This window comes from Nocardia vulneris (genome assembly GCF_001613425.1).
Classification (GTDB): domain Bacteria; phylum Actinomycetota; class Actinomycetes; order Mycobacteriales; family Mycobacteriaceae; genus Nocardia; species Nocardia vulneris.
On the sequence record NZ_BDCI01000018.1, the window covers coordinates 155,177 to 172,498 of the forward strand.

Below are 17,322 nucleotides of genomic sequence, written 5' to 3' on the forward strand. Positions count from 1 at the left end.
AACCGGACCACTGCCACAAAGTTGAGAGTCCCTTGCTTCTGCTCCCTCAGTATTCGTATGCTGACCGAAAGAACCTGATAGTCACTGTCAGGTAGCGAACCCTGGGAGGGGCGATGGCGCAACCGACCATCCTCGAACGGCCGCAACCCCCGCGGGCCACGCCGCGATGGGGCGCCGCCGGTCGCTGGGGCATGGCGATGGCCCGGCATCGCCGGATCGTGCTCGCCGTCTGGGTGCTGCTGGTCATCGCCTGCGGCGCGACCTACCCCGCCCTGCACGCCCGGCTCGGCACCCCCGACTACTCCGTGCCGGGGTCGGACTCCGTCGCGGCGAGCAAGCTGGTCGCCGAGCACTTCGCCCAGTTCGGCACCGAACAGGACCTCATCGTCTTCCATTCCGACACCGCGACGGTCGAGGCGCCGGAATTCCGTGCGGCGATCGAGCGCACCCTGGCCACGGTCCGGCAGACCGACGGCGTCGCCGGCGCCGTCGGCCCGTTCGACGGCAATGCCGCCCAGATCGCCGCCGACCGGCACACCGCCTTCGCCGTCGTCGGCCTCGACGGCGATATCTCCGAGCGGGTCAGCGTCGTCCGGGAATTGCGCACCGCGCTCGCCGCCGGATCCGACGCGAGCGCGCAGGCCGTGCTCACCGGCTACGCGCCGATTCAGGCCGATCTGATGGAGATCGAAACGGCGGATCTGCAACGCGGCGAGGCGCTCGGCGTGCCCATCGCCGCGGTGCTGCTGGTACTGGCGCTGGGCGCGGTGGCCGCCGCGGCGCTGCCGATCAGCGTCACCGCGGCCGGTATCGCCGTGGCGGTCGGCGCGCTGTTCGGCTTGACCACGTTCCTCGCCTTCGACTCGCTGGTGCTCTCGGTCGCCACCATGATCGCCACCGGCACCGCGATCGACTACGGCATGTTCATCGTCAGCCGGTTCAACGAGGAGCTGACCCGGCGCGGCGTCCGAAACAGGCAGGAGCACAACGCCATCGCGCAGGCCGTCGGTGCGGCGATGGACACCACCGGACGGACGGTGCTCGCCTCCGGTCTCATTGTGATGATCTCGCTGTGCTCCCTCGTGGTGGTCGGGCTGCCCATGCTGAACGGAGTCGCGATCGGCGTGGTGACCGCGGTGATCGCCACGATGGCGGCGGCCTTCACGCTGCTGCCCGCCCTGCTCGCCGCGCTCGGGCCCGCGATCAATCGCGGCGCGCTACCCGAACGCCTGCGGCCCGCCGAGGTGCGCGCGGCCACGGCGTCGAGCGGTTGGGCGCGCTGGGCCCGCATCGTGATGGCGCGACCGGTGCTGTTCGGCGCGGTCGGGGTCGCGTTGCTGCTCGTCGCGGCCGCTCCGCTGACCGGCCTGCGTTACGGCGTCGACGTGGGCCTCGGATCACTCACCGATCGCGCGTCGGGCCAAGGGCTCACGTTGGTGAAGCAGAACTTCACACCCGGTCTGGTATCACCCATCGAGGTGGTCGTGACCGGCGCCGCCGACACCCCGCTCACCGCCGACGCTCGCGCCGAAGGGGACCGGCTCATCGGTGAGTTCTCCCGCGATCCCCGGATCGCGGCGGTGCTGCCGCAATTCGCGCAGGGCCGGATGTTCGCGGCGGTGGTGCCCAAAGCCTCCTTCGAGTCGACCGAATCCGCCGATCTGGTAACCGATATCCGTTCCCGCGCAGCGGTTCTGACGCACGCCGAGGTGAAGGTCGGCGGCACGTCCGCGTTGTTCGTCGATGTGTCGCACCGGATCACCGACCGCTTCCCGTGGGTGATCACGCTGGTGCTCGCGATCTCGCTCGGCTTCCTCGTCGTCGCGTTCCGCAGTATCGTGCTCGCACTCAAGGCGATCGCGATGAACCTGCTCGCGACCGGCGCGGCGCTCGGTATCACCGTCGCGGTGTTCCAGCACGGGGTCGGCGCGGGCGTGCTCGGATTCCAGAGCACCGGGTTCTTACAGATCTATCTGCCGATGCTGGTGTTCGCGGTGCTGTTCGGTCTCTCGATGGACTACGAGGTGTTTCTCATCCGGCGAATGAAGGAACACTGGGATGTGCACGGGGACAACGCCGCTGCCGTCGCCGACGGCCTGCAACGCACGGCCCGGCCGATCACCGCCGCGGCCGCCATCATGGTCGCCGTGTTCGCCAGCTTCGTGACCGCGGACGTGCTGGAGCTGAAGCAGATCGGCTTCGCGCTCGCGGTCGCCATCGCGATCGACGCGGTGCTGGTGCGACTGGTGCTGGTGCCGGCCTTCATGCGGCTGTTCGGCCGCTGGAATTGGTGGCTGCCGCAACGCAAGTCGCGCGCGCAGCGGGCGACTACCTGAACATGGTCTCGACCTGGTCGATGATCGACCCGAACGCCTCGGTGTAGACGTCTTTCAGCCGTCCGGCGAAACCTGTTCCGGCCCAATGATCCAGCGCGGCGACGCAGCCCCAGACCGCGGTGGCCGCGGCCATCCGCACCCGAAGATCGTTGGGGCCGAAGCCGGTTCGCTCCGCGACGAGGGTCCGGAACTCGTCTTCCAGCTCCCGCATCTGCTTGGTCTGCCCCGCCCGGATCTCGGGCACCGCCGCGATGAACTGCAGCCGCTGCCGGATTCGATGCTCGGCCTCCGCGGTGAGCAGCGATTCGAGCAACACCGGGACGAGCAGCCGTCCGACCGCGATCAACTCGGCCGGGGCGACGGTCTGCGGCCCGCCCGCGGTCCGGACCGCCTCGAGCACCTTCGGATCGGCCTCGTCGTACAGGACGAGCATCTCCTTGGTGCCGAAGTAGCGGTAGACCGAACTCGGTGACACCTCCGCCGCGGCGGCGACCCGCTCGATCGTCACATTCCGGTACCCGTGCGCGTCGAACAGATCCAGGGCGACCCGCTGGATTCGGCCCATCGCCTCGATCTTCCTGCGTTCCCAGGAGGTCGAGGAAAGCTCGGCAATGGCATCGGACATCACACCAACGATACCGGCCGCCGCTACCTGTCACGGCATTCCGCGGCGGTCCGGCCACCTGCGAAAAGGGCGAAGGCCCCGGTCCAGCGGACCGGGGCCTTCGTCGTGCTGCATCTATCAGGCGTTGCCGGAGAGCTTCTCCCGCAGAGCCGCCAGCTGCGCGTCGCTGGCCAGCGAACCACCGGCCGACTCGGACGAGCTGGAGGAGGAGGACGCCTGCGAACCGCTCTCGGAGGAGTAGTTCGAGGAGCCGCCGCCGTTCGCGGCCTCGGCCGCGGCGTCGGCCGCCATCTTCTCCATCTGCGCGGTGTGCATCTTGTGGCGACGCTCCGCCTCGGCGTAGCGGCCTTCCCACTCTTCGCGCTGCTTGTCGAAGCCCTCGAGCCACTCGTTGGTGTCGGGATCGAAGCCCTCGGGGAAGATGTAGTTGCCCTGCTCGTCGTAGCTGTCGGCCATGCCGTACTTCGACGGGTCGAACTCGGCGTGGTAGTCCTCGTTCGCCTGCTTCAGCGACAGCGAGATCCGGCGACGCTCCAGGTCGATGTCGATGACCTTGACCATCGCGTCGTCGCCGACCGCGACCACCTGGTCCGGGACCTCCACGTGGCGCTCGGCCAGCTCGGAGATGTGCACCAGGCCCTCGATGCCCTCTTCGACGCGCACGAACGCACCGAACGGAACCAGCTTGGTGACCTTGCCCGGCACGATCTGGCCGATCGCGTGGGTGCGGGCGAACTGACGCCACGGGTCTTCCTGGGTCGCCTTGAGCGAGAGCGAAACCCGCTCGCGATCCAGATCGACGTCGAGCACCTCGACGGTGACCTCGGTGCCGACCTCGACGACCTCGGACGGGTGGTCGATGTGCTTCCAGGACAGCTCGGAGACGTGCACCAGACCGTCGACGCCGCCCAGGTCCACGAAGGCACCGAAGTTGACGATCGAGGAGACCACACCCTTGCGGACCTGGCCCTTCTGCAGCTGGTGCAGGAACTCGCTGCGCACCTCGGACTGGGTCTGCTCCAGCCAGGCACGGCGGGACAGGACCACGTTGTTGCGGTTCTTGTCCAGCTCGATGATCTTGGCCTCGATCTCCTTGCCGACGTACGGCTGGAGGTCGCGGACGCGACGCATCTCGACGAGCGAGGCGGGCAGGAAGCCGCGGAGACCGATGTCGAGGATCAGGCCGCCCTTGACGACCTCGATGACGGTGCCCTTGACGGCCTCGTCCTTCTCCTTGAGCTCCTCGATCGTGCCCCACGCGCGCTCGTACTGCGCCCGCTTCTTCGACAGGATCAGGCGGCCTTCCTTGTCCTCCTTGGTGAGAACAAGAGCCTCGACCTCATCGCCCACGGAAACGACCTCGTTCGGGTCGACATCGTGCTTGATGGAGAGTTCGCGGGAAGGGATGACGCCTTCGGTCTTGTAACCGATGTCGAGCAGGACCTCGTCGCGGTCGACCTTGACGATGGTTCCTTCGACGATGTCGCCGTCGTTGAAGTACTTGATCGTGGCGTCGATGGCGGCGAGGAAATCCTCGGCGGAGCCGATGTCGTTGACGGCTACCTGCGGCGAGGTGACGGTGGTGGGCATATGTCGGTTTGCTCCGGACGGATTGTGGTCGGTTGCGGACATTGGAACTTTCGGTACGCTGGCGAATTCACCGCGGTGAAGTGAAGACGGACACAAGGAACGTACCGCACGTAACGCACGTGAAACTCAGCACGGGTGGTTGACTCCGGTACGGCTGTACAGAAGGCACTCGCGCGTTCAGCGTACGCGACCTTGGTCCGGCCGGGCAAACCGGTCCGGCCGCCACGCCGTCGAGGCATTGTCCGGACCGCGCACAGCAAGCGGGCGGCTATATATATACGCGTACCGCGGTCGGCCTCCCGGTCCGCGCGCCGAGCGCCACACCCTCGGTCGATAAGCTGACGCCCGTGTCGGAAGATCGCCATGCAGAGGCAAACACACTGCTCGGGACCGCGGGAACGGCGCGAACCCGGATCGGTTCGGCCGCCAGCCAGCAGGCCAGCCGGCGCTGGTGGGACGCGGACGCGGGGCAGTACCACGAGACGCACGCCGCGTTCCTCGGCGTCGATTCCCCAGACGGCGAATTCGTCTGGTGCCCGGAGGGCCTGCACGAGGGCGATATGCGTTTCCTCGGCGAGGTCGCGGGCAAGCGGGTGCTCGAGATCGGCTGCGGATCGGCGCCGTGCTCGCGCTGGCTGGCCGGGCAGGGCGCACACCCGGTCGGGCTGGATCTCTCGATGGGCATGCTGACCCGCGGGCTCGACGCGATGCGCCGCGGCGGACCGCAGGTGCCGCTGGTCCAGGCGGGCGCGGAGGCGCTGCCGTTCGCCGACGCATCCTTCGACCTGGCCTGCTCGGCGTTCGGCGCGATCCCGTTCGTCGCCGATTCGGCGCAGGTGATGCGCGAAGTGGCCCGGGTACTACGGCCCGGCGGCCGCTGGGTCTTCTCGGTGAACCACCCGATGCGCTGGATCTTCCCCGACGATCCCGGCCCGGCCGGGCTCACCGCCGCCATCCCCTATTTCGACCGCACCCCGTATGTCGAGGTGGACGGCGCGGGCGAGCCGACCTACGTCGAACATCACCGCACCGTCGGGGATCGCGTCCGCGAAATCGTGGCCGCCGGGCTGCTGCTGGTGGACCTCGTCGAGCCGGACTGGCCCGAATGGCTGGACCGCGAATGGGGTCAGTGGAGTCCGCTGCGCGGTGAGATCTTCCCCGGGACCGCGATCTTCATCGCACAGAAGCCGGAGTCGCACGGGTTTTGATGCTTCGCACCCGCTGTGGCCGGCCATAGCGGGTGCGGGAACACGGAAGGGGTGCGGGAGTTCAGGTTTGCGGCCCGGGGAACGGGGGCAGCGCCGCGAAACCGGGATCGACCTTGGCGGTGGGGACCGTCCGGGCGACCCAGCGGCGGGCCCGGCTCACCGGATGGTCCGGAAACTGCGCGTCCCAACGGACTTCGTCGGCGATGTTGTAGGGCAGTTTGCCGCGCAGGCCGGGCGCGTAGGGGTGCGGCGGGAACATGTGCTGCGGGCCGAGCTGGGCCAGCAGCGCCGCCTCGCGCAGGCCGGTGGTGCCGAATTCGGGGCACAGGATCTGGAACACCGCGCTGCACCGGTCTTTCGGCACCACGATCGAGGCCGCGAAGACCAGGCCGTGATCCCGGTTCGGCAGCGGCAGCTTCTCGATCCGCAACAGGCCGGGCAACTTGTCGACCCAGACGAGGAAAGCCTCGACCAGACAACCCGATTCGGCCGAGATCTCCGCGAGCCGGGTGCGCAGCGTGTCGAGGTCTTCCAGCGGCGCGGGCAGGTCGGGCACCAAGTCGTGGTAGGTCAGCGTGACGATGTCGCCGGTGCTGTGATCCCCCCAGGTGTTGGTGTCCATCTGTTGCAGTCCACTGATATCGAACGAGATAGGCACCCGCCCACCGTAACGGCGAACACGGCACGGCCGCACACCGAATTCTGTCGGTGTGCGGCTCGGTGCCCTATTTCGGTTTGCGGCCCGCCTGTTCGAGCGCCAGCCGCAGTGCGTATTCGATCTGGGCGTTGACGCTGCGCAGGTCGTCGGCGGCCCACTTGGCGATGGCCTCGTGGATACCGGGATCCAGTCGCAGCAGTAGCTTCTTGCGCTCAGCCATGGGCTTCGGCGTTCAGCTGTAGAGCGAGCCGGTGTTCACGACAGGCTGGGTCGCTCGGTCACCACAGAGCACCACCAGCAGGTTGGACACCATCGCGGCGCGGCGTTCCTCGTCGAGTTCCACCACCCCCTGCTCGGTGAGCCGGTCGAGCGCGAGGCTCACCATGCCGACCGCGCCTTCGACGATCTGCGTGCGCGCGGCGACCACCTGCGAAGCCTGCTGCCGGACCAGCATGGCCTGGGCGATCTCCGGCGCGTAGGCGAGGTGGGTGATGCGGGCCTCGAGTACCTCGATGCCGGCCAGCTCGGTGCGGTCGCGCAACTCGACGGTGAGTTCCTCGGCCACCTCGCTGCCGTCCCGCAGGCTGGTGCGGGTGTCGTCGTGCGAGTCGTACGGGTGCGTGGTGGCCAGATGGCGTACCGCGGCCTCGGACTGGGTCTGCACGTACTCCTCGTAGTCGTCGACCGAGAAGGCGGCCTTGAAGCTGTCCACCACCCGGTAGACCACGACGGCGGCGATCTCGACCGGGTTGCCGTCGGCGTCGTTGACCTTCAGCTTCTGCGTCTCGAAGTTGCGCACCCGCAACGAGATCCGCTTGCGGTCGGTCAGCGGGAGCACCGAGAAGAAGCCGGGTTCGCTCACCGAACCGATGTAGCGGCCGAAGAACTGGACCACCTGGGCTTCGTTCGGGTTGACGATGGTCAAACCGGTCGCGCCCAGCAGCAGCACGAGCACCAGGAAGCTCGCGACGATCGCCCCGACCAGGGCGGGCACGTTCTGATCGTGCGCCATCGCGAGATACCCCAGTGCCGCGCCGCCGCCGAGCAACAGGGTGAGCACCAGCCAGGCCACCAGCACCAGGAAGCCGTTGACGTGGAGCGCGGGACGTAGCTTCATGACATCCTCCAACTATCAAAGTGATATCACCAAGATAGCAGACGGCCCCCGGGATCCCGCGTCACGACTTCGCATACCCGCCAGAGCGCCGAGTGCGAAGAACTGCCGGACGGTCAGCGCCGCGCCGGGCGGATGTTGCGGTTGAACCGGAACATGTTGTGCGGGTCGTACTTTCGCTTCAGCTCGGCGAGCCGGGTGTAGGTGTCGCCGGCGTAGCCGCCTCGGGTCTGCGCCTCGTCCGCGTCGGCGCCCGCGCCGTAGAGGAAGTTGAGGCTGTGGCCGAGCGTCCACGGTGCGAGCGCCGCCCGGATCGCCGCCTGGCTTGCCGGTGCGGTGCCCGCATCCCCGGCGTCCGTGATGACCCGGACGACGTAGGCGGCCTCGCGATGGTCCACCGCGATCTCGGCGCGCGGCTTCGCCAGGGCGCCGCCGAGGTGGCGGATGTCGATCACGGCACCGGCAGCGGAGTCCGGTCCGGCGGCGGAAAGCAAGGCGGACAACGTTTCTCCGGTCAGCGCACCGAGCAGTGCGTTGGTGGCCGCGTACGCGTGCGGGTGATCGGGATCGCTGTGGATGGTGTGCGATTCGGTGTACGGCATGACCCGCAGGTCGTCTTTCAGCCGCTCGCCCACCGCGCGCAGCGGAGCGACCAAGCGCTCGCCGTCGGCGGCGCTACCGTGGTACGCGATCCGGAACGACGCCACGAACCGGCCACGCAACGGCGCGGGCACCTGCGGAATATCGGGGAACCGCAGCATCGCCACGGTGGAGGTCAGCTCGTCGGGCACCGTCGCGGTCCAGTCCCGCCAGACTTCCAGCGCCCGTTCCACCAGCGGCGTATCGAACATCAACTGGCCGCCGTACACCTCGCTGATCGGCAGCAGGCCCAACTCGACCGCCGTGACCACGCCGAAGTTGCCGCCACTGCCGAGCACGGCGCCGAACAGCTCGTCGCCGGGCCGCACCCGGCGCACCCGCCCGTCCGCGGTGACCAATTCGATCGCCACCACATGCTCCGCGGCGTAGCCGAATTCCCTTGCCAGCAGGCCGATTCCGCCGCCCAGGAGGTAGCCGGCCACGCCCACCGACGGCGAGGAGCCGATCAGCGGCGCGAGCCCGTGCGCGGCGGCGGCCTCGACCAGCGCGCCCGCCCGCACCCCGGCGCCGACCCGAGCGGTGCGCGCCGCGGCATCGATCTCGAGCCCGGCCATCCGGCCGGTGCTGATCAGCACTCCCTCGTCCGCGGCGACCGACAGGCCGTGACCGGTGGCCTGCACCGCGACCGGCAGCCCGTGCCGTGCGGCGTATTCGACGGCGGCGCGGACATCCTCGGTGTGCCGGGCACCGACGACCAGTTCGGGCCGGTGCTTGTAGGCCGTCTGGAAGCCCGCGACCTCCTCGTCGTATCCGGCGTCACCGGGGCGGAAGACCGGGCCGACGAAGGTAGCGGTGATGTTTTCTGCGGTGTTCTCCATGACTTCGACCCTGCCCGGGGCGCAGCGAGAAGTACAACAGATAGATCTTCTCGCAACTAGAATCATCAGTTATGGAACTGCGTCAGCTGCGCTACTTCGTCACGGTGGTCGAAGAGGCGAACTTCACCCGCGCCGCCGCGCGCCTGCACCTCGCCCAGCCAGGGTTGAGCGCGCAGATCCGGCAGCTCGAACGCGAACTCGGCCAGCAGCTGCTCGACCGCGGCGCCCGCACGGTGACCCCCACCGAGGTCGGCACGGCGGTGCTGGCCCACGCCCGCGCCGCACTCGCCGCGACCGAGCGCATCACCGCGACGGCGGACGAATTCGCCGGCCTGCTGCGCGGCCAGGTCCGGGTCGGCCTGATCTCGGGCGCGGCCACCGAGGCGTTCGATGTGGCCGGCGTGCTCGCCGACTTCCACGACGACCATCCGCAGGTCGGCATCAGCCTCACCGAGGACACCTCCGAACGCATGCTCGCCGCCCTCGACCGCGGCAACCTGGATCTCGCGTTGATCGGATTGACCGGCGCGCCAATGGGTTCCGGCATCGGCATGGATGTGGTGCTGGAGACCGCGGTGGTGGCCGCGGTCGCGGCAACAGACCGGGCGCACGGCGCGGAGATCGCCCTCGACGCACTGCGCGAGCAGCCGCTGATCTGCCTGCCGCCCGGCACCGGCCTGCGCGGCGTCTTCGAACTTTCCTGCGCAGCAGCCGGTTTCACGCCGAATATCGCCTTCGAGGCGGCCGCTCCCCCGCTGCTGCTGCAACTGGCGGCCCGCGGTCTGGGCATCGCCGTCGTCCCCGAGCTCACGCCCGCGGAAGCGGCGGCGTTCGGGGTCCGCGTGGTCCGGATCGTGCGGCCCGAGATGCACGGCAGGCTCGCGCTGGTCTGGCGGGCCGACCGGCCGGGCACTCCGGCCGCCAAAGTGCTGCTCGGTCAGCTACGGATCGCGCTGGGCGGCAAAACGACCGCGCCTGAGGCGTAGGACCGGACTACTCCCGCACCCGAATTCGAGTGCGGGAGCACGACGACTCAGAGCAGCCGGGACAGGAACGTCTTGGTGCGTTCGTGTTTCGGGTTGGCGAGCAGCTCGCGCGGCGCGCCGGCCTCGACGATCACGCCGCCGTCCATGAACACCAGCTTGTCGGCCACCTCACGGGCGAAACCCATTTCGTGGGTGACCACGACCATGGTCATGCCCGACTCGGCGAGCTCACGCATGACCGTGAGCACCTCGCCGACCAGTTCCGGGTCCAGCGCGGAGGTCGGCTCGTCGAACAGCATCAGCTTCGGATCCATCGCCAGCGCGCGGGCAATCGCCACGCGCTGCTGCTGCCCACCGGAGAGCTGGGCCGGATAGGCATTCGCCTTCTCCGCCAAGCCGACTCGCTCGAGCAGCTCCTTCGCCTTGGCGACGGCGTCGGCCTTGCGCACCTTCTTGACCTGGGTCGGCGCCTCGATCACGTTGTCCAGCACCGTGCGATGCGGAAACAGATTGAAATGCTGGAACACCATGCCGATTTCGCGCCGCTGCCGGGCCGCCTCACGCGGGTGCAGCTCGTAGAGCTTGCCGTTCTTCTCCTGGTAGCCGACGAGTTCGCCGTCCACGTAGAGCCGTCCGGCGTTGACCTGCTCGAGATGGTTGATGCAGCGCAGGAAGGTGGACTTGCCCGAACCGGACGGCCCGATGACACACAGCACCTCGCCGCGGCCGATCTCCAGCGAGACGCCCTTGAGCACCTGCAACGCGCCGAAGTTCTTGCAGACCCGGTCGGCGACGATCATGGGGAGTCGAGCGGTCTGCTCGACGTCGACGCTGCTCATTTCGCCTTCACAATCGTCTGGGCGTCGGCCAGCTCCTGCAACTGCTTACCGGTGAGCTGGCGGGACAGGCCGCGCGAGTAGTAGCGCTCCAGGTAGAACTGACCGACCATCAGCACGCTGGTGATCGCGAGATACCAGGTGGCAGTGACCAGCAGCAGCGGAATCGGCTGGAAGTTCACGCCGTAGATCTCGCGGGCCCGGCCGTAGAGGTCGGTACTCAACGGCAACGCCGTGACCAGCGAGGTGGTCTTCAGCATGCCGATGAGCTCGTTGCCGGTCGGCGGGATGATCACCCGCATCGCCTGCGGCAGCACCGTCCGGCGCATGGTCTGGCTCCACGACATACCCAGCGCGATCGACGCCTCGCGCTGGCCCTCACCGACGGAATTGATGCCGGCGCGGACGATTTCGGCCATGTAGGCGGCCTCGTTGAGGCCCAGGCCGATCACCGCGAAGGTGAAGGCGGCCTGCATGTTCTGCACGTTCAACTCGAACAGGTGCGGCCCCCACGGCACGCCGAGCACGATCGTCTTGTACAGCGAGGGGAACAGACCCCAGAACACCAACTGCACGAAAACCGGTGTGCCACGGAAGATCCAGAGGTACACCCAGGCCGCCGAACGCAGCACCGGGTTCGGCGAGAGCCGCATCACCGCGAGCAGCGTGCCCAGCAGGACGGCGATCGCCATGGCGAGCACGGTCAATTCCAGGGTGACGACCGCGCCCTGCACGATCCGGCTGTCGAACAGGTACTTGCGGTAGGTCGACCATTGATACGCCTCGTTCGTCGCGGCACCGTAGACGAACAATCCGACCAGCACCAGGATGACCGCGGCGGCGATCCACCGGCCGGGCCTGCGTAGCGGAACCGCTTTGATCGGCTCCGGTTCCATGGTGTCCGCTGCCGCGCCGAGCCCGGGATCGCCGGGCGCCGGCATGGTTTCGTTCGAACTCATCGGGTCAGCTCGCGGCGCCGTTGACGACCGACTTGGTGATCGCGCCCTGCTCGACGCCCCAGTTCTTGGCGATCTCGAGGTACTTGCCGTTGTCGATCAGGCTCTGCACGGCCTTCTGCAGCACGCCGGCCAGCGGCGAACCCTTCGCGACCGCCCAGCCGTAGAGCGCCTCGCCGTACGCCGTACCGGAGATCTCGATCTTGCCGTCGCTCTTCTGGATCGCGTACACCGTCACCGGCAGGTCCGCGGCCATGCCGTCGACCTGGCCGAGCACCAGCGCGTTGGTCGCGGCGCTCTGCTCCTCGAACGACTTGATGTCGATCGCGGGCTTGCCCTCCTCGACGCACTTCTTGCTCTTGGCCGGGAGTTCGTCGGTGTCCTGAATGGTGGTGGCCTGCACGGCGACCTTCTTGCCGCAGGCGTCGTCCGGATTGATCGGCTTGCCCTTTTGCTGGGCCCACTGGGTGCGCACGTTGAAGTAGGTCGTGAAGTCGACCTGCTGCTCGCGCTCCTTGGTATCGGTGATCGAGGACATGCCGACGTCGTACGTACCGGCCTGAATGGTCGGAATGATCTTCTCGAACGCGGACTCGAGGTACTCGGCCCGCACGCCCAGCGTGGCGGCGACGGCGTCCATCAGGTCGACGTCGTAGCCGACGATCTTGCCGCTCGGATCCTTGTACTCGTTCGGCTGATACGGAATGTTCACGCCGACGACGAGCTTGCCGGACTGCTTGATCTTGTCGGGGAGCTGCGCCGCGATCGAGTCGACCTTGTCGACCTTCACCTTGTCGACGGCGGGTCCGGAGTCTTCGGTATTACTACAGCCCGTCAGCACCAGTGCGCCTCCTGCGAGTACACACATCGCCTGCAGGGCGCGCCTGCCAAGAACCGATCGAACAGACACAGCAGCCCTCCACATTTCGGATTCAAGAAACCCGGGTGTCACCACCCGTTGGCAATCTAAGCGACCGAGACGCTTCGTGCTGGACAGTAACGGAAGATTGATCCGTTCCGTGCTGAACACTCCGAGCTACAACACCATGACTACCGGCGGTGGACCCTAGCACAGACCTGTTCGGTGAACTCGCTCGTCGAGGCCAGTCCGCCCAGGTCGGCGGTGGCGATGCCGGCCTCGAAGGTGGCCGCGACGGCGCGTTCCACCCGCTCAGCGGCCTGTCGCAGCGCGCCGCTGTTACGGCCGTCACGGTCCCGAGTTCCCAACCAGCGCAACAGCATTGCCGCCGACAGTTGCAGCGCCGCCGGATTCGCGCGGTTGTGCCCGGCCAGCGCGGGCGCCGCGCCGTGCACCGCCTGCGCCATCGCGTGCGTGGCCGAGCAGTTCAACGAGGCGGCCAACCCTAGCGATCCGCTGAGCTCTCCGGCGAGGTCGGACAGGATGTCACCGAAGAGATTTTCGGTGACCAGAACGTCGTAATCGGCGGCGGCGCGCACCAGATGCGCGGCCGTCGCGTCGACGTGTTCGTCGTCGACCTCGACCCCCGGATAGGCGTGGGCAATTTCATAGCACACATCGCGGAACAGGCCCATGGTCATCGGCAACACGTTTGCCTTGTGCACAATGGTCAGTCGTTTGCGCCGCGTCGCGGCGAGCCGGAGGGCCTCGTGCGCAATCCGCTCACACGCCTGCCGAGTCACCACGCCGACCGCCATGGCCACATCCTCGGTGGCGCGGAACTCCCCCGATCCGGCGAACATATTGCGATCGGCGTAGAAACCTTCGCTGTTCTCCCGGACGATCACCAGGTCGATGGCGGGCGCGAGCGCGCGGACCCCGGCGAAGGCACGAGCCGGCCGGATATTGGCGTACAGGCCGAACTGTTTCCGAATCGCGCCGCCCGGCGCCGCGCGATGCTGTGGCGGATAGGACGCGTTGTCGTGCGGGCCGAGAATCCAGGCGTCGACCTCGGCCAGCGCGTCGAGGGTCGGCCGCGGCAACGGGTCACCGTATTCCTCGATCGCCCGATGTCCCATGAGCAGCGGCACCCATTCGATCGGCGACGCGCCCGCCGCCGCCACGGCCTCGTCGACGACCTGCCGGGCGGCCCGCACCACTTCCGGCCCGATGCCGTCACCGTCGATCAGTCCGAGCCGTACCGGCCCGTTGGTTCGATCCGTCACCGTCTCATCCTCGCCTCGCCCGGCTCGGGTCCACGCACCGACCCCCCACCCGCGGGTAGTGCCGCCGTGATTTCCCGGCGACGGACGTGGGTATCCGGCGAGAGGACGGCGATTAGGGGCGGGCGCCCGTGCAGCCCATGGAAGATTAGAGCAACGGTCGGCGTTATAGCCGACATACCGAATGAGAGGACGTCATGGTCACCCAGACGCTGACCCAACAGAATTTCGAAGAGGTAGTCGCCGGAAACGACGTGGTACTCGTCGATTTCTGGGCTGAGTGGTGCGGCCCGTGCAAGAGCTTCGCGCCCACCTTCGAGGCCTCGTCCGAGAAGCACAGCGATGTCGTACACGGCAAGGTCGACACCGAGTCCGAGCAGGGGCTCGCGGCCGCCGCGAACATTCGCTCGATCCCGACCATCATGGCCTTCCGCGAGGGCGTGCTCGTGTTCGCACAGCCCGGCGCCCTGCCGCCCGCCGCGCTCGAAGACCTGGTCACCCAGGTGAAGGGTCTGGACATGGACGAGGTGCGCAAGCAGCTCGCCGAGCAGCAGGCCGGTGCCGAGCAGTAATTCGCTCGAAACGCCGACCGAACAGGGCCGTCCCTCCCCGCGGAGGGACGGCCCTGTTCTTGCCGGTGGGACTCAGTGACCGAGCAGGTTGACGCCCGCGATCATCGCGCGCACCGTCGACTCGGCGGCGTCGTCGGCCAGAGCCGCGCTCCAGCCGCGTCGGCCGTTGTATTCGCACTGCACGAACGTCGCGGTGCCTTCCGGGGTGCGCCGCTGATGGAACTGCAGGATCTCGACCGGGTAGCCCTCGTCGTAGAGGGCCGAGGTCATCGCCGCGACCGGGCTGCCGGAGGCGATGACGGTGCGCAGGTGGTCGGTGAACTCCAGTGTCGCAGTGAATTCCGCGCCCCGGCTGCCCGCGGGCGACCAGTCGCCGAGCCGGATCGGCCCGGTGTGCTCGCAGTAGCGACGGTGGAACTGCGCGGGGGTGAGGCCGATGCTTTCGGCGCGCAGGCCCCTGGGCGCGGCGGACTGGAACGTGTCTGTATCAAGCGTGAGGATGGTCATTGAAAGTTAGGTCTTCCCGAAGAATGTCGTGGCTCAGTTGACAGAGGGGACCAGCAAGTAAAAGTCTTCAGCCCGCAGCGAGGGGGCCGGTCCGAATCAGACCCCGCTACGGCGGGGTACTACGAGAAGTCGCCGCCGCGCCACCATCGCGGTGAGCGGAATTAGCACGGCGCTGTCGCGGTCTGCGACGTTGAGCGCTGCGCTGTGGCGGTCGGCGGGATTCGGCACGCGATCGAGGATAGGGACATCGCGGCGCGATCGCAACCATATTCGGCGCCCGTTTTGTCTACCCGCCGGTAGCGTTCACGCAGCTCAGGCGTGTTCCGCGCCGCCACGCCGGATATCCGGGTGCGATGCGGCTCATGTTCGTCCACCCGTCACGCAGACGACACCTTCGGCGGCGTGTCGTGTCGCGCGCGGCGAAAAATGAAAAATCCGGGCCCAGGGGCCCGGATTTCGTGTGGCGCGCAGCCGGTCAGTCGGCGAGTACCTCGTTCAACTTGCCGGTCGCGACGTCGAAGACGAAACCGCGGATCGAGTCCTTGTGCACGACGAACGGACTCGCGACGATCCGCGCGATCGATTGGCGCACATCGGTTTCCAGATCACCGAATGCCTCGGCCGCCCATTCGGGCTTGATGCCGGTGTCCTGCTGGATCGACGCCTTGAAGTCGTCGTCGGTGAAAGTCAGCATGCCGCAGTCGGTGTGGTGGATCAGGATGATCTCGCGGGTGCCGAGCAGCCGCTGGCTGATCGCCAGCGAGCGGATCTCGTCGGCGGTGATGACACCGCCCGCGTTCCGGATCACATGCGACTCGCCCTCCTGGATGCCCAGTGCGCCATAGACATTCAGTCTGGCGTCCATGCACGCGACCACCGCGACGTGCTTGGCGGGCGGCAACGGCAGCGGCCCGGTGAAGGTGCTCGCGTAGACGGCGTTGTTCTGCAGATACTCGTCGGTCACGGTCATTGGGTGGTCCCCTGCGCTAGGTATGCACGGCTGCTTATGTGTGGCGTGGCCCACGATAGGTAGCAGCGCCGCGGAGCGGACCGGTCGCGCTCACCGTGATTCGTTTACTGGCGCGGCGAGAGCGACACAGACTCGCCTCACATTGCGCCGAGGCGGTTGACACTGTGACGGTCGCCACCTTAATCTGAGCCCGCTCGCTCCCTGTCTGAGACAGAAGTTCGTCCGTGATCGAGCACTCCGGGAACGGCGAACAGATCGAGGATAGCGATGACCCTGGTGCGCAGAGTGGCGACAGCGCTGATGGCCTGCGGGCTGGTCGGAGTGACCGGGTTGGCGGGCGCACCCGCGCACGCCGATCAACTGCCGGTCCCCTACGGCAACGGCGAAATGGTGCGCGTCGCGGTGACCGACTTCAACGGCCCGGTGCCCGGCGCCAACGATTACGGCTGCACGCCCGCGCCCGAGCATCCCGACCCGGTCGTCCTCATCACCTCGACGTTCCTCACCGACGCCGTCAACTGGACCGCGCTGGCGCCGTACCTGCACAACCAGGGGTACTGCGTGTTCACGTTCAACTACGGCCGCGATATGTACCGGTTCCCGCCGGGCGTCCCGGGCGTCGATCCCATCGCCTTGTCCGCCCCGGCCATCGTGGGCGTGGTGGACCGGGTACTCGCCGCCACCGGCGCGAAAAAGGTCGACCTGGTGGGACATTCGCAGGGCGGGCTGGTCGGGCGCTACTACATCAACGCGCTGGGCGGCGCCGACAAAGTCGATCAGATGGTGCTGATCTCCTCGCCGTGGCAGATCCTCGGACCGGTCGACATCATGCGGCCGCTCAGCGAGATCGTGCCGCGCGAACTCTATGACGCCATCGTCCGCAACGGCGTGATCTGGCCCGGCCTGCTCACCATCGCCGACCCGTGGGTGGTCGAGCAGGCCACCGTGATTCAACCGCACATCGAATACACCCAGATCACCGATATCGCCGACGAAATGAACCTGAGCACGCTGGGCGGCATGGCGAATCCGGCCGGTGTGCCGAACGCCAGGACCGTCTGGATCAACGAGGTCTGCCCCACCGATTTCTCCACCCACTTCGCCCAGCCGTACTCCCCCACCGCGGTAGCCCTGGTCCACAACGCCCTGGACCCCACCCACCCCGTCACCCCACCCTGCACCGTAGTGCCCTTCTACGCCCCCTGAACTCCACTTTTCAGGCACGGACCCCTGCCACCCGTCCCGGTGGCCCCACCCCCCTCCCCCGGCACGATCCAGTGGCACGAGGTGTCCTTGTCGAGCGTGTACAGGTCGCCGGGAACCCGAGGGTGATCGCGGAAGCCG

17 protein-coding genes are annotated in these 17,322 nt (G+C 67.8%); 5 read left to right on the forward strand and 12 right to left on the reverse strand.

The annotated features are described in order from the left end of the window. The first annotated feature begins 113 nt into the window (after nucleotides 1-113). Nucleotides 114-2,336: an MMPL family transporter gene (locus NVU01S_RS21010; protein WP_043668721.1), complete on the forward strand. Its 2,223-nt coding sequence runs from the start codon at nucleotides 114-116 to the stop codon at nucleotides 2,334-2,336. Here NVU01S_RS21010 and NVU01S_RS21015 read toward each other — a convergent pair. Both NVU01S_RS21015 and rpsA read right to left on the reverse strand, forming a co-directional pair. Further along, a complete protein-coding gene (locus NVU01S_RS21015) occupies nucleotides 2,329-2,961 on the reverse strand; it encodes a TetR/AcrR family transcriptional regulator (protein ID WP_052280478.1) in 633 nt (210 codons plus the stop codon). The two genes, NVU01S_RS21010 and NVU01S_RS21015, sit on opposite strands and share 8 nt — an antisense overlap. A 117-nt stretch (nucleotides 2,962-3,078) precedes the next feature. Next, nucleotides 3,079-4,551, reverse strand: coding sequence for a 30S ribosomal protein S1 (rpsA, locus tag NVU01S_RS21020; protein WP_014983385.1), 1,473 nt, complete (start codon nucleotides 4,549-4,551; stop codon nucleotides 3,079-3,081). A 347-nt stretch (nucleotides 4,552-4,898) separates the two neighbouring features. Between rpsA and NVU01S_RS21025 the strand changes: the two genes are divergently transcribed. Next, nucleotides 4,899-5,759 carry a class I SAM-dependent methyltransferase gene (locus NVU01S_RS21025; RefSeq protein ID WP_043668718.1) on the forward strand — a complete coding sequence of 287 codons (861 nt, stop codon included), beginning with the start codon at nucleotides 4,899-4,901 and terminating at the stop codon, nucleotides 5,757-5,759. A gap of 61 nt (nucleotides 5,760-5,820) precedes the next feature. Here the strand turns inward: NVU01S_RS21025 and NVU01S_RS21030 are convergent, their stop codons facing one another. The 4 genes from NVU01S_RS21030 to NVU01S_RS21040 form a co-directional block, all read right to left on the reverse strand. Beyond that, the gene (locus NVU01S_RS21030; RefSeq protein ID WP_043668715.1) at nucleotides 5,821-6,417 is read right to left on the reverse strand and encodes a hypothetical protein; all 597 of its coding nucleotides are present in this window, start codon (nucleotides 6,415-6,417) and stop codon (nucleotides 5,821-5,823) included. A gap of 67 nt (nucleotides 6,418-6,484) precedes the next feature. Next, nucleotides 6,485-6,637, reverse strand: a complete 153-nt coding sequence (locus tag NVU01S_RS44255; protein ID WP_014983382.1) for a type II toxin-antitoxin system antitoxin — start codon at nucleotides 6,635-6,637, stop codon at nucleotides 6,485-6,487. A gap of 12 nt (nucleotides 6,638-6,649) precedes the next feature. Beyond that, nucleotides 6,650-7,534: an SPFH domain-containing protein gene (locus tag NVU01S_RS21035; protein ID WP_043668711.1), complete on the reverse strand. Its 885-nt coding sequence runs from the start codon at nucleotides 7,532-7,534 to the stop codon at nucleotides 6,650-6,652. Between the two features lie 113 nt (nucleotides 7,535-7,647). Beyond that, on the reverse strand, nucleotides 7,648-9,009 hold the full coding sequence (locus NVU01S_RS21040) for an FAD-binding oxidoreductase (RefSeq protein ID WP_043668708.1): 1,362 nt from the start codon (nucleotides 9,007-9,009) through the stop codon (nucleotides 7,648-7,650). Nucleotides 9,010-9,080: 71 nt separating this feature from the next. Here NVU01S_RS21040 and NVU01S_RS21045 point away from each other — a divergent pair, with 71 nt between their 5' ends. Continuing rightward, on the forward strand, nucleotides 9,081-9,995 hold the full coding sequence (locus NVU01S_RS21045; protein ID WP_043668705.1) for a LysR family transcriptional regulator: 915 nt from the start codon (nucleotides 9,081-9,083) through the stop codon (nucleotides 9,993-9,995). Nucleotides 9,996-10,042: 47 nt separating this feature from the next. On the opposite strand, the gene NVU01S_RS21050 is transcribed toward NVU01S_RS21045, so the two are convergent. The 4 genes from NVU01S_RS21050 to NVU01S_RS21065 form a co-directional block, all read right to left on the reverse strand. Continuing rightward, nucleotides 10,043-10,795 carry an amino acid ABC transporter ATP-binding protein gene (locus NVU01S_RS21050; RefSeq protein WP_043669020.1) on the reverse strand — a complete coding sequence of 251 codons (753 nt, stop codon included), beginning with the start codon at nucleotides 10,793-10,795 and terminating at the stop codon, nucleotides 10,043-10,045. A 35-nt stretch (nucleotides 10,796-10,830) separates the two neighbouring features. After that, complete coding sequence (locus tag NVU01S_RS21055; RefSeq protein ID WP_052280495.1) at nucleotides 10,831-11,772, reverse strand: amino acid ABC transporter permease; 942 nt, start codon at nucleotides 11,770-11,772, stop codon at nucleotides 10,831-10,833. Nucleotides 11,773-11,794: 22 nt separating this feature from the next. Continuing rightward, entirely contained in the window at nucleotides 11,795-12,655 is an 861-nt protein-coding gene (locus tag NVU01S_RS21060; protein ID WP_081868823.1) for an ABC transporter substrate-binding protein, read from the reverse strand. A gap of 182 nt (nucleotides 12,656-12,837) precedes the next feature. Beyond that, nucleotides 12,838-13,932 (reverse strand): isocitrate/isopropylmalate dehydrogenase family protein, encoded by a 1,095-nt coding sequence (locus tag NVU01S_RS21065; protein WP_043668700.1) that lies wholly within the window; start codon nucleotides 13,930-13,932, stop codon nucleotides 12,838-12,840. A 194-nt stretch (nucleotides 13,933-14,126) separates the two neighbouring features. On the opposite strand from NVU01S_RS21065, the gene trxA reads away from it, so the two are divergent. Continuing rightward, entirely contained in the window at nucleotides 14,127-14,501 is a 375-nt protein-coding gene (gene trxA / locus NVU01S_RS21070) for a thioredoxin (protein ID WP_043668697.1), read from the forward strand. A 72-nt stretch (nucleotides 14,502-14,573) separates the two neighbouring features. Here the strand turns inward: trxA and NVU01S_RS21075 are convergent, their stop codons facing one another. Beyond that, nucleotides 14,574-15,008, reverse strand: a complete 435-nt coding sequence (locus tag NVU01S_RS21075; protein ID WP_043668694.1) for a 2-isopropylmalate synthase — start codon at nucleotides 15,006-15,008, stop codon at nucleotides 14,574-14,576. Between the two features lie 475 nt (nucleotides 15,009-15,483). Further along, complete coding sequence (locus NVU01S_RS21080) at nucleotides 15,484-15,978, reverse strand: beta-class carbonic anhydrase (RefSeq protein WP_043668691.1); 495 nt, start codon at nucleotides 15,976-15,978, stop codon at nucleotides 15,484-15,486. 267 nt (nucleotides 15,979-16,245) lie between these two features. Between NVU01S_RS21080 and NVU01S_RS21085 the strand changes: the two genes are divergently transcribed. Beyond that, nucleotides 16,246-17,184: an esterase/lipase family protein gene (locus NVU01S_RS21085; protein ID WP_052280477.1), complete on the forward strand. Its 939-nt coding sequence runs from the start codon at nucleotides 16,246-16,248 to the stop codon at nucleotides 17,182-17,184. Nucleotides 17,185-17,322: the final 138 nt, after the last annotated feature.

What these genes read in the sequence shown, in the direction of transcription:
- NVU01S_RS21045 (WP_043668705.1), top strand. Translation starts at nt 9,081, where the DNA reads ATGGAACTGCGTCAGCTGCGCTACTTCGTCACGGTGGTCGAAGAGGCG.
- NVU01S_RS21055 (WP_052280495.1), bottom strand. Translation starts at nt 11,772, where the DNA reads ATGCCGGCGCCCGGCGATCCCGGGCTCGGCGCGGCAGCGGACACCATG.
- NVU01S_RS21075 (WP_043668694.1), bottom strand. Translation starts at nt 15,008, where the DNA reads ATGACCATCCTCACGCTTGATACAGACACGTTCCAGTCCGCCGCGCCC.
- rpsA (WP_014983385.1), bottom strand. Translation starts at nt 4,551, where the DNA reads ATGCCCACCACCGTCACCTCGCCGCAGGTAGCCGTCAACGACATCGGC.
- NVU01S_RS44255 (WP_014983382.1), bottom strand. Translation starts at nt 6,637, where the DNA reads ATGGCTGAGCGCAAGAAGCTACTGCTGCGACTGGATCCCGGTATCCAC.
- NVU01S_RS21050 (WP_043669020.1), bottom strand. Translation starts at nt 10,795, where the DNA reads ATGATCGTCGCCGACCGGGTCTGCAAGAACTTCGGCGCGTTGCAGGTG.
- NVU01S_RS21080 (WP_043668691.1), bottom strand. Translation starts at nt 15,978, where the DNA reads ATGACCGTGACCGACGAGTATCTGCAGAACAACGCCGTCTACGCGAGC.
- NVU01S_RS21060 (WP_081868823.1), bottom strand. Translation starts at nt 12,655, where the DNA reads ATGTGTGTACTCGCAGGAGGCGCACTGGTGCTGACGGGCTGTAGTAAT.
- NVU01S_RS21035 (WP_043668711.1), bottom strand. Translation starts at nt 7,534, where the DNA reads ATGAAGCTACGTCCCGCGCTCCACGTCAACGGCTTCCTGGTGCTGGTG.
- trxA (WP_043668697.1), top strand. Translation starts at nt 14,127, where the DNA reads ATGGTCACCCAGACGCTGACCCAACAGAATTTCGAAGAGGTAGTCGCC.
- NVU01S_RS21085 (WP_052280477.1), top strand. Translation starts at nt 16,246, where the DNA reads ATGACCCTGGTGCGCAGAGTGGCGACAGCGCTGATGGCCTGCGGGCTG.
- NVU01S_RS21040 (WP_043668708.1), bottom strand. Translation starts at nt 9,009, where the DNA reads ATGGAGAACACCGCAGAAAACATCACCGCTACCTTCGTCGGCCCGGTC.
- NVU01S_RS21015 (WP_052280478.1), bottom strand. Translation starts at nt 2,961, where the DNA reads ATGTCCGATGCCATTGCCGAGCTTTCCTCGACCTCCTGGGAACGCAGG.
- NVU01S_RS21010 (WP_043668721.1), top strand. Translation starts at nt 114, where the DNA reads ATGGCGCAACCGACCATCCTCGAACGGCCGCAACCCCCGCGGGCCACG.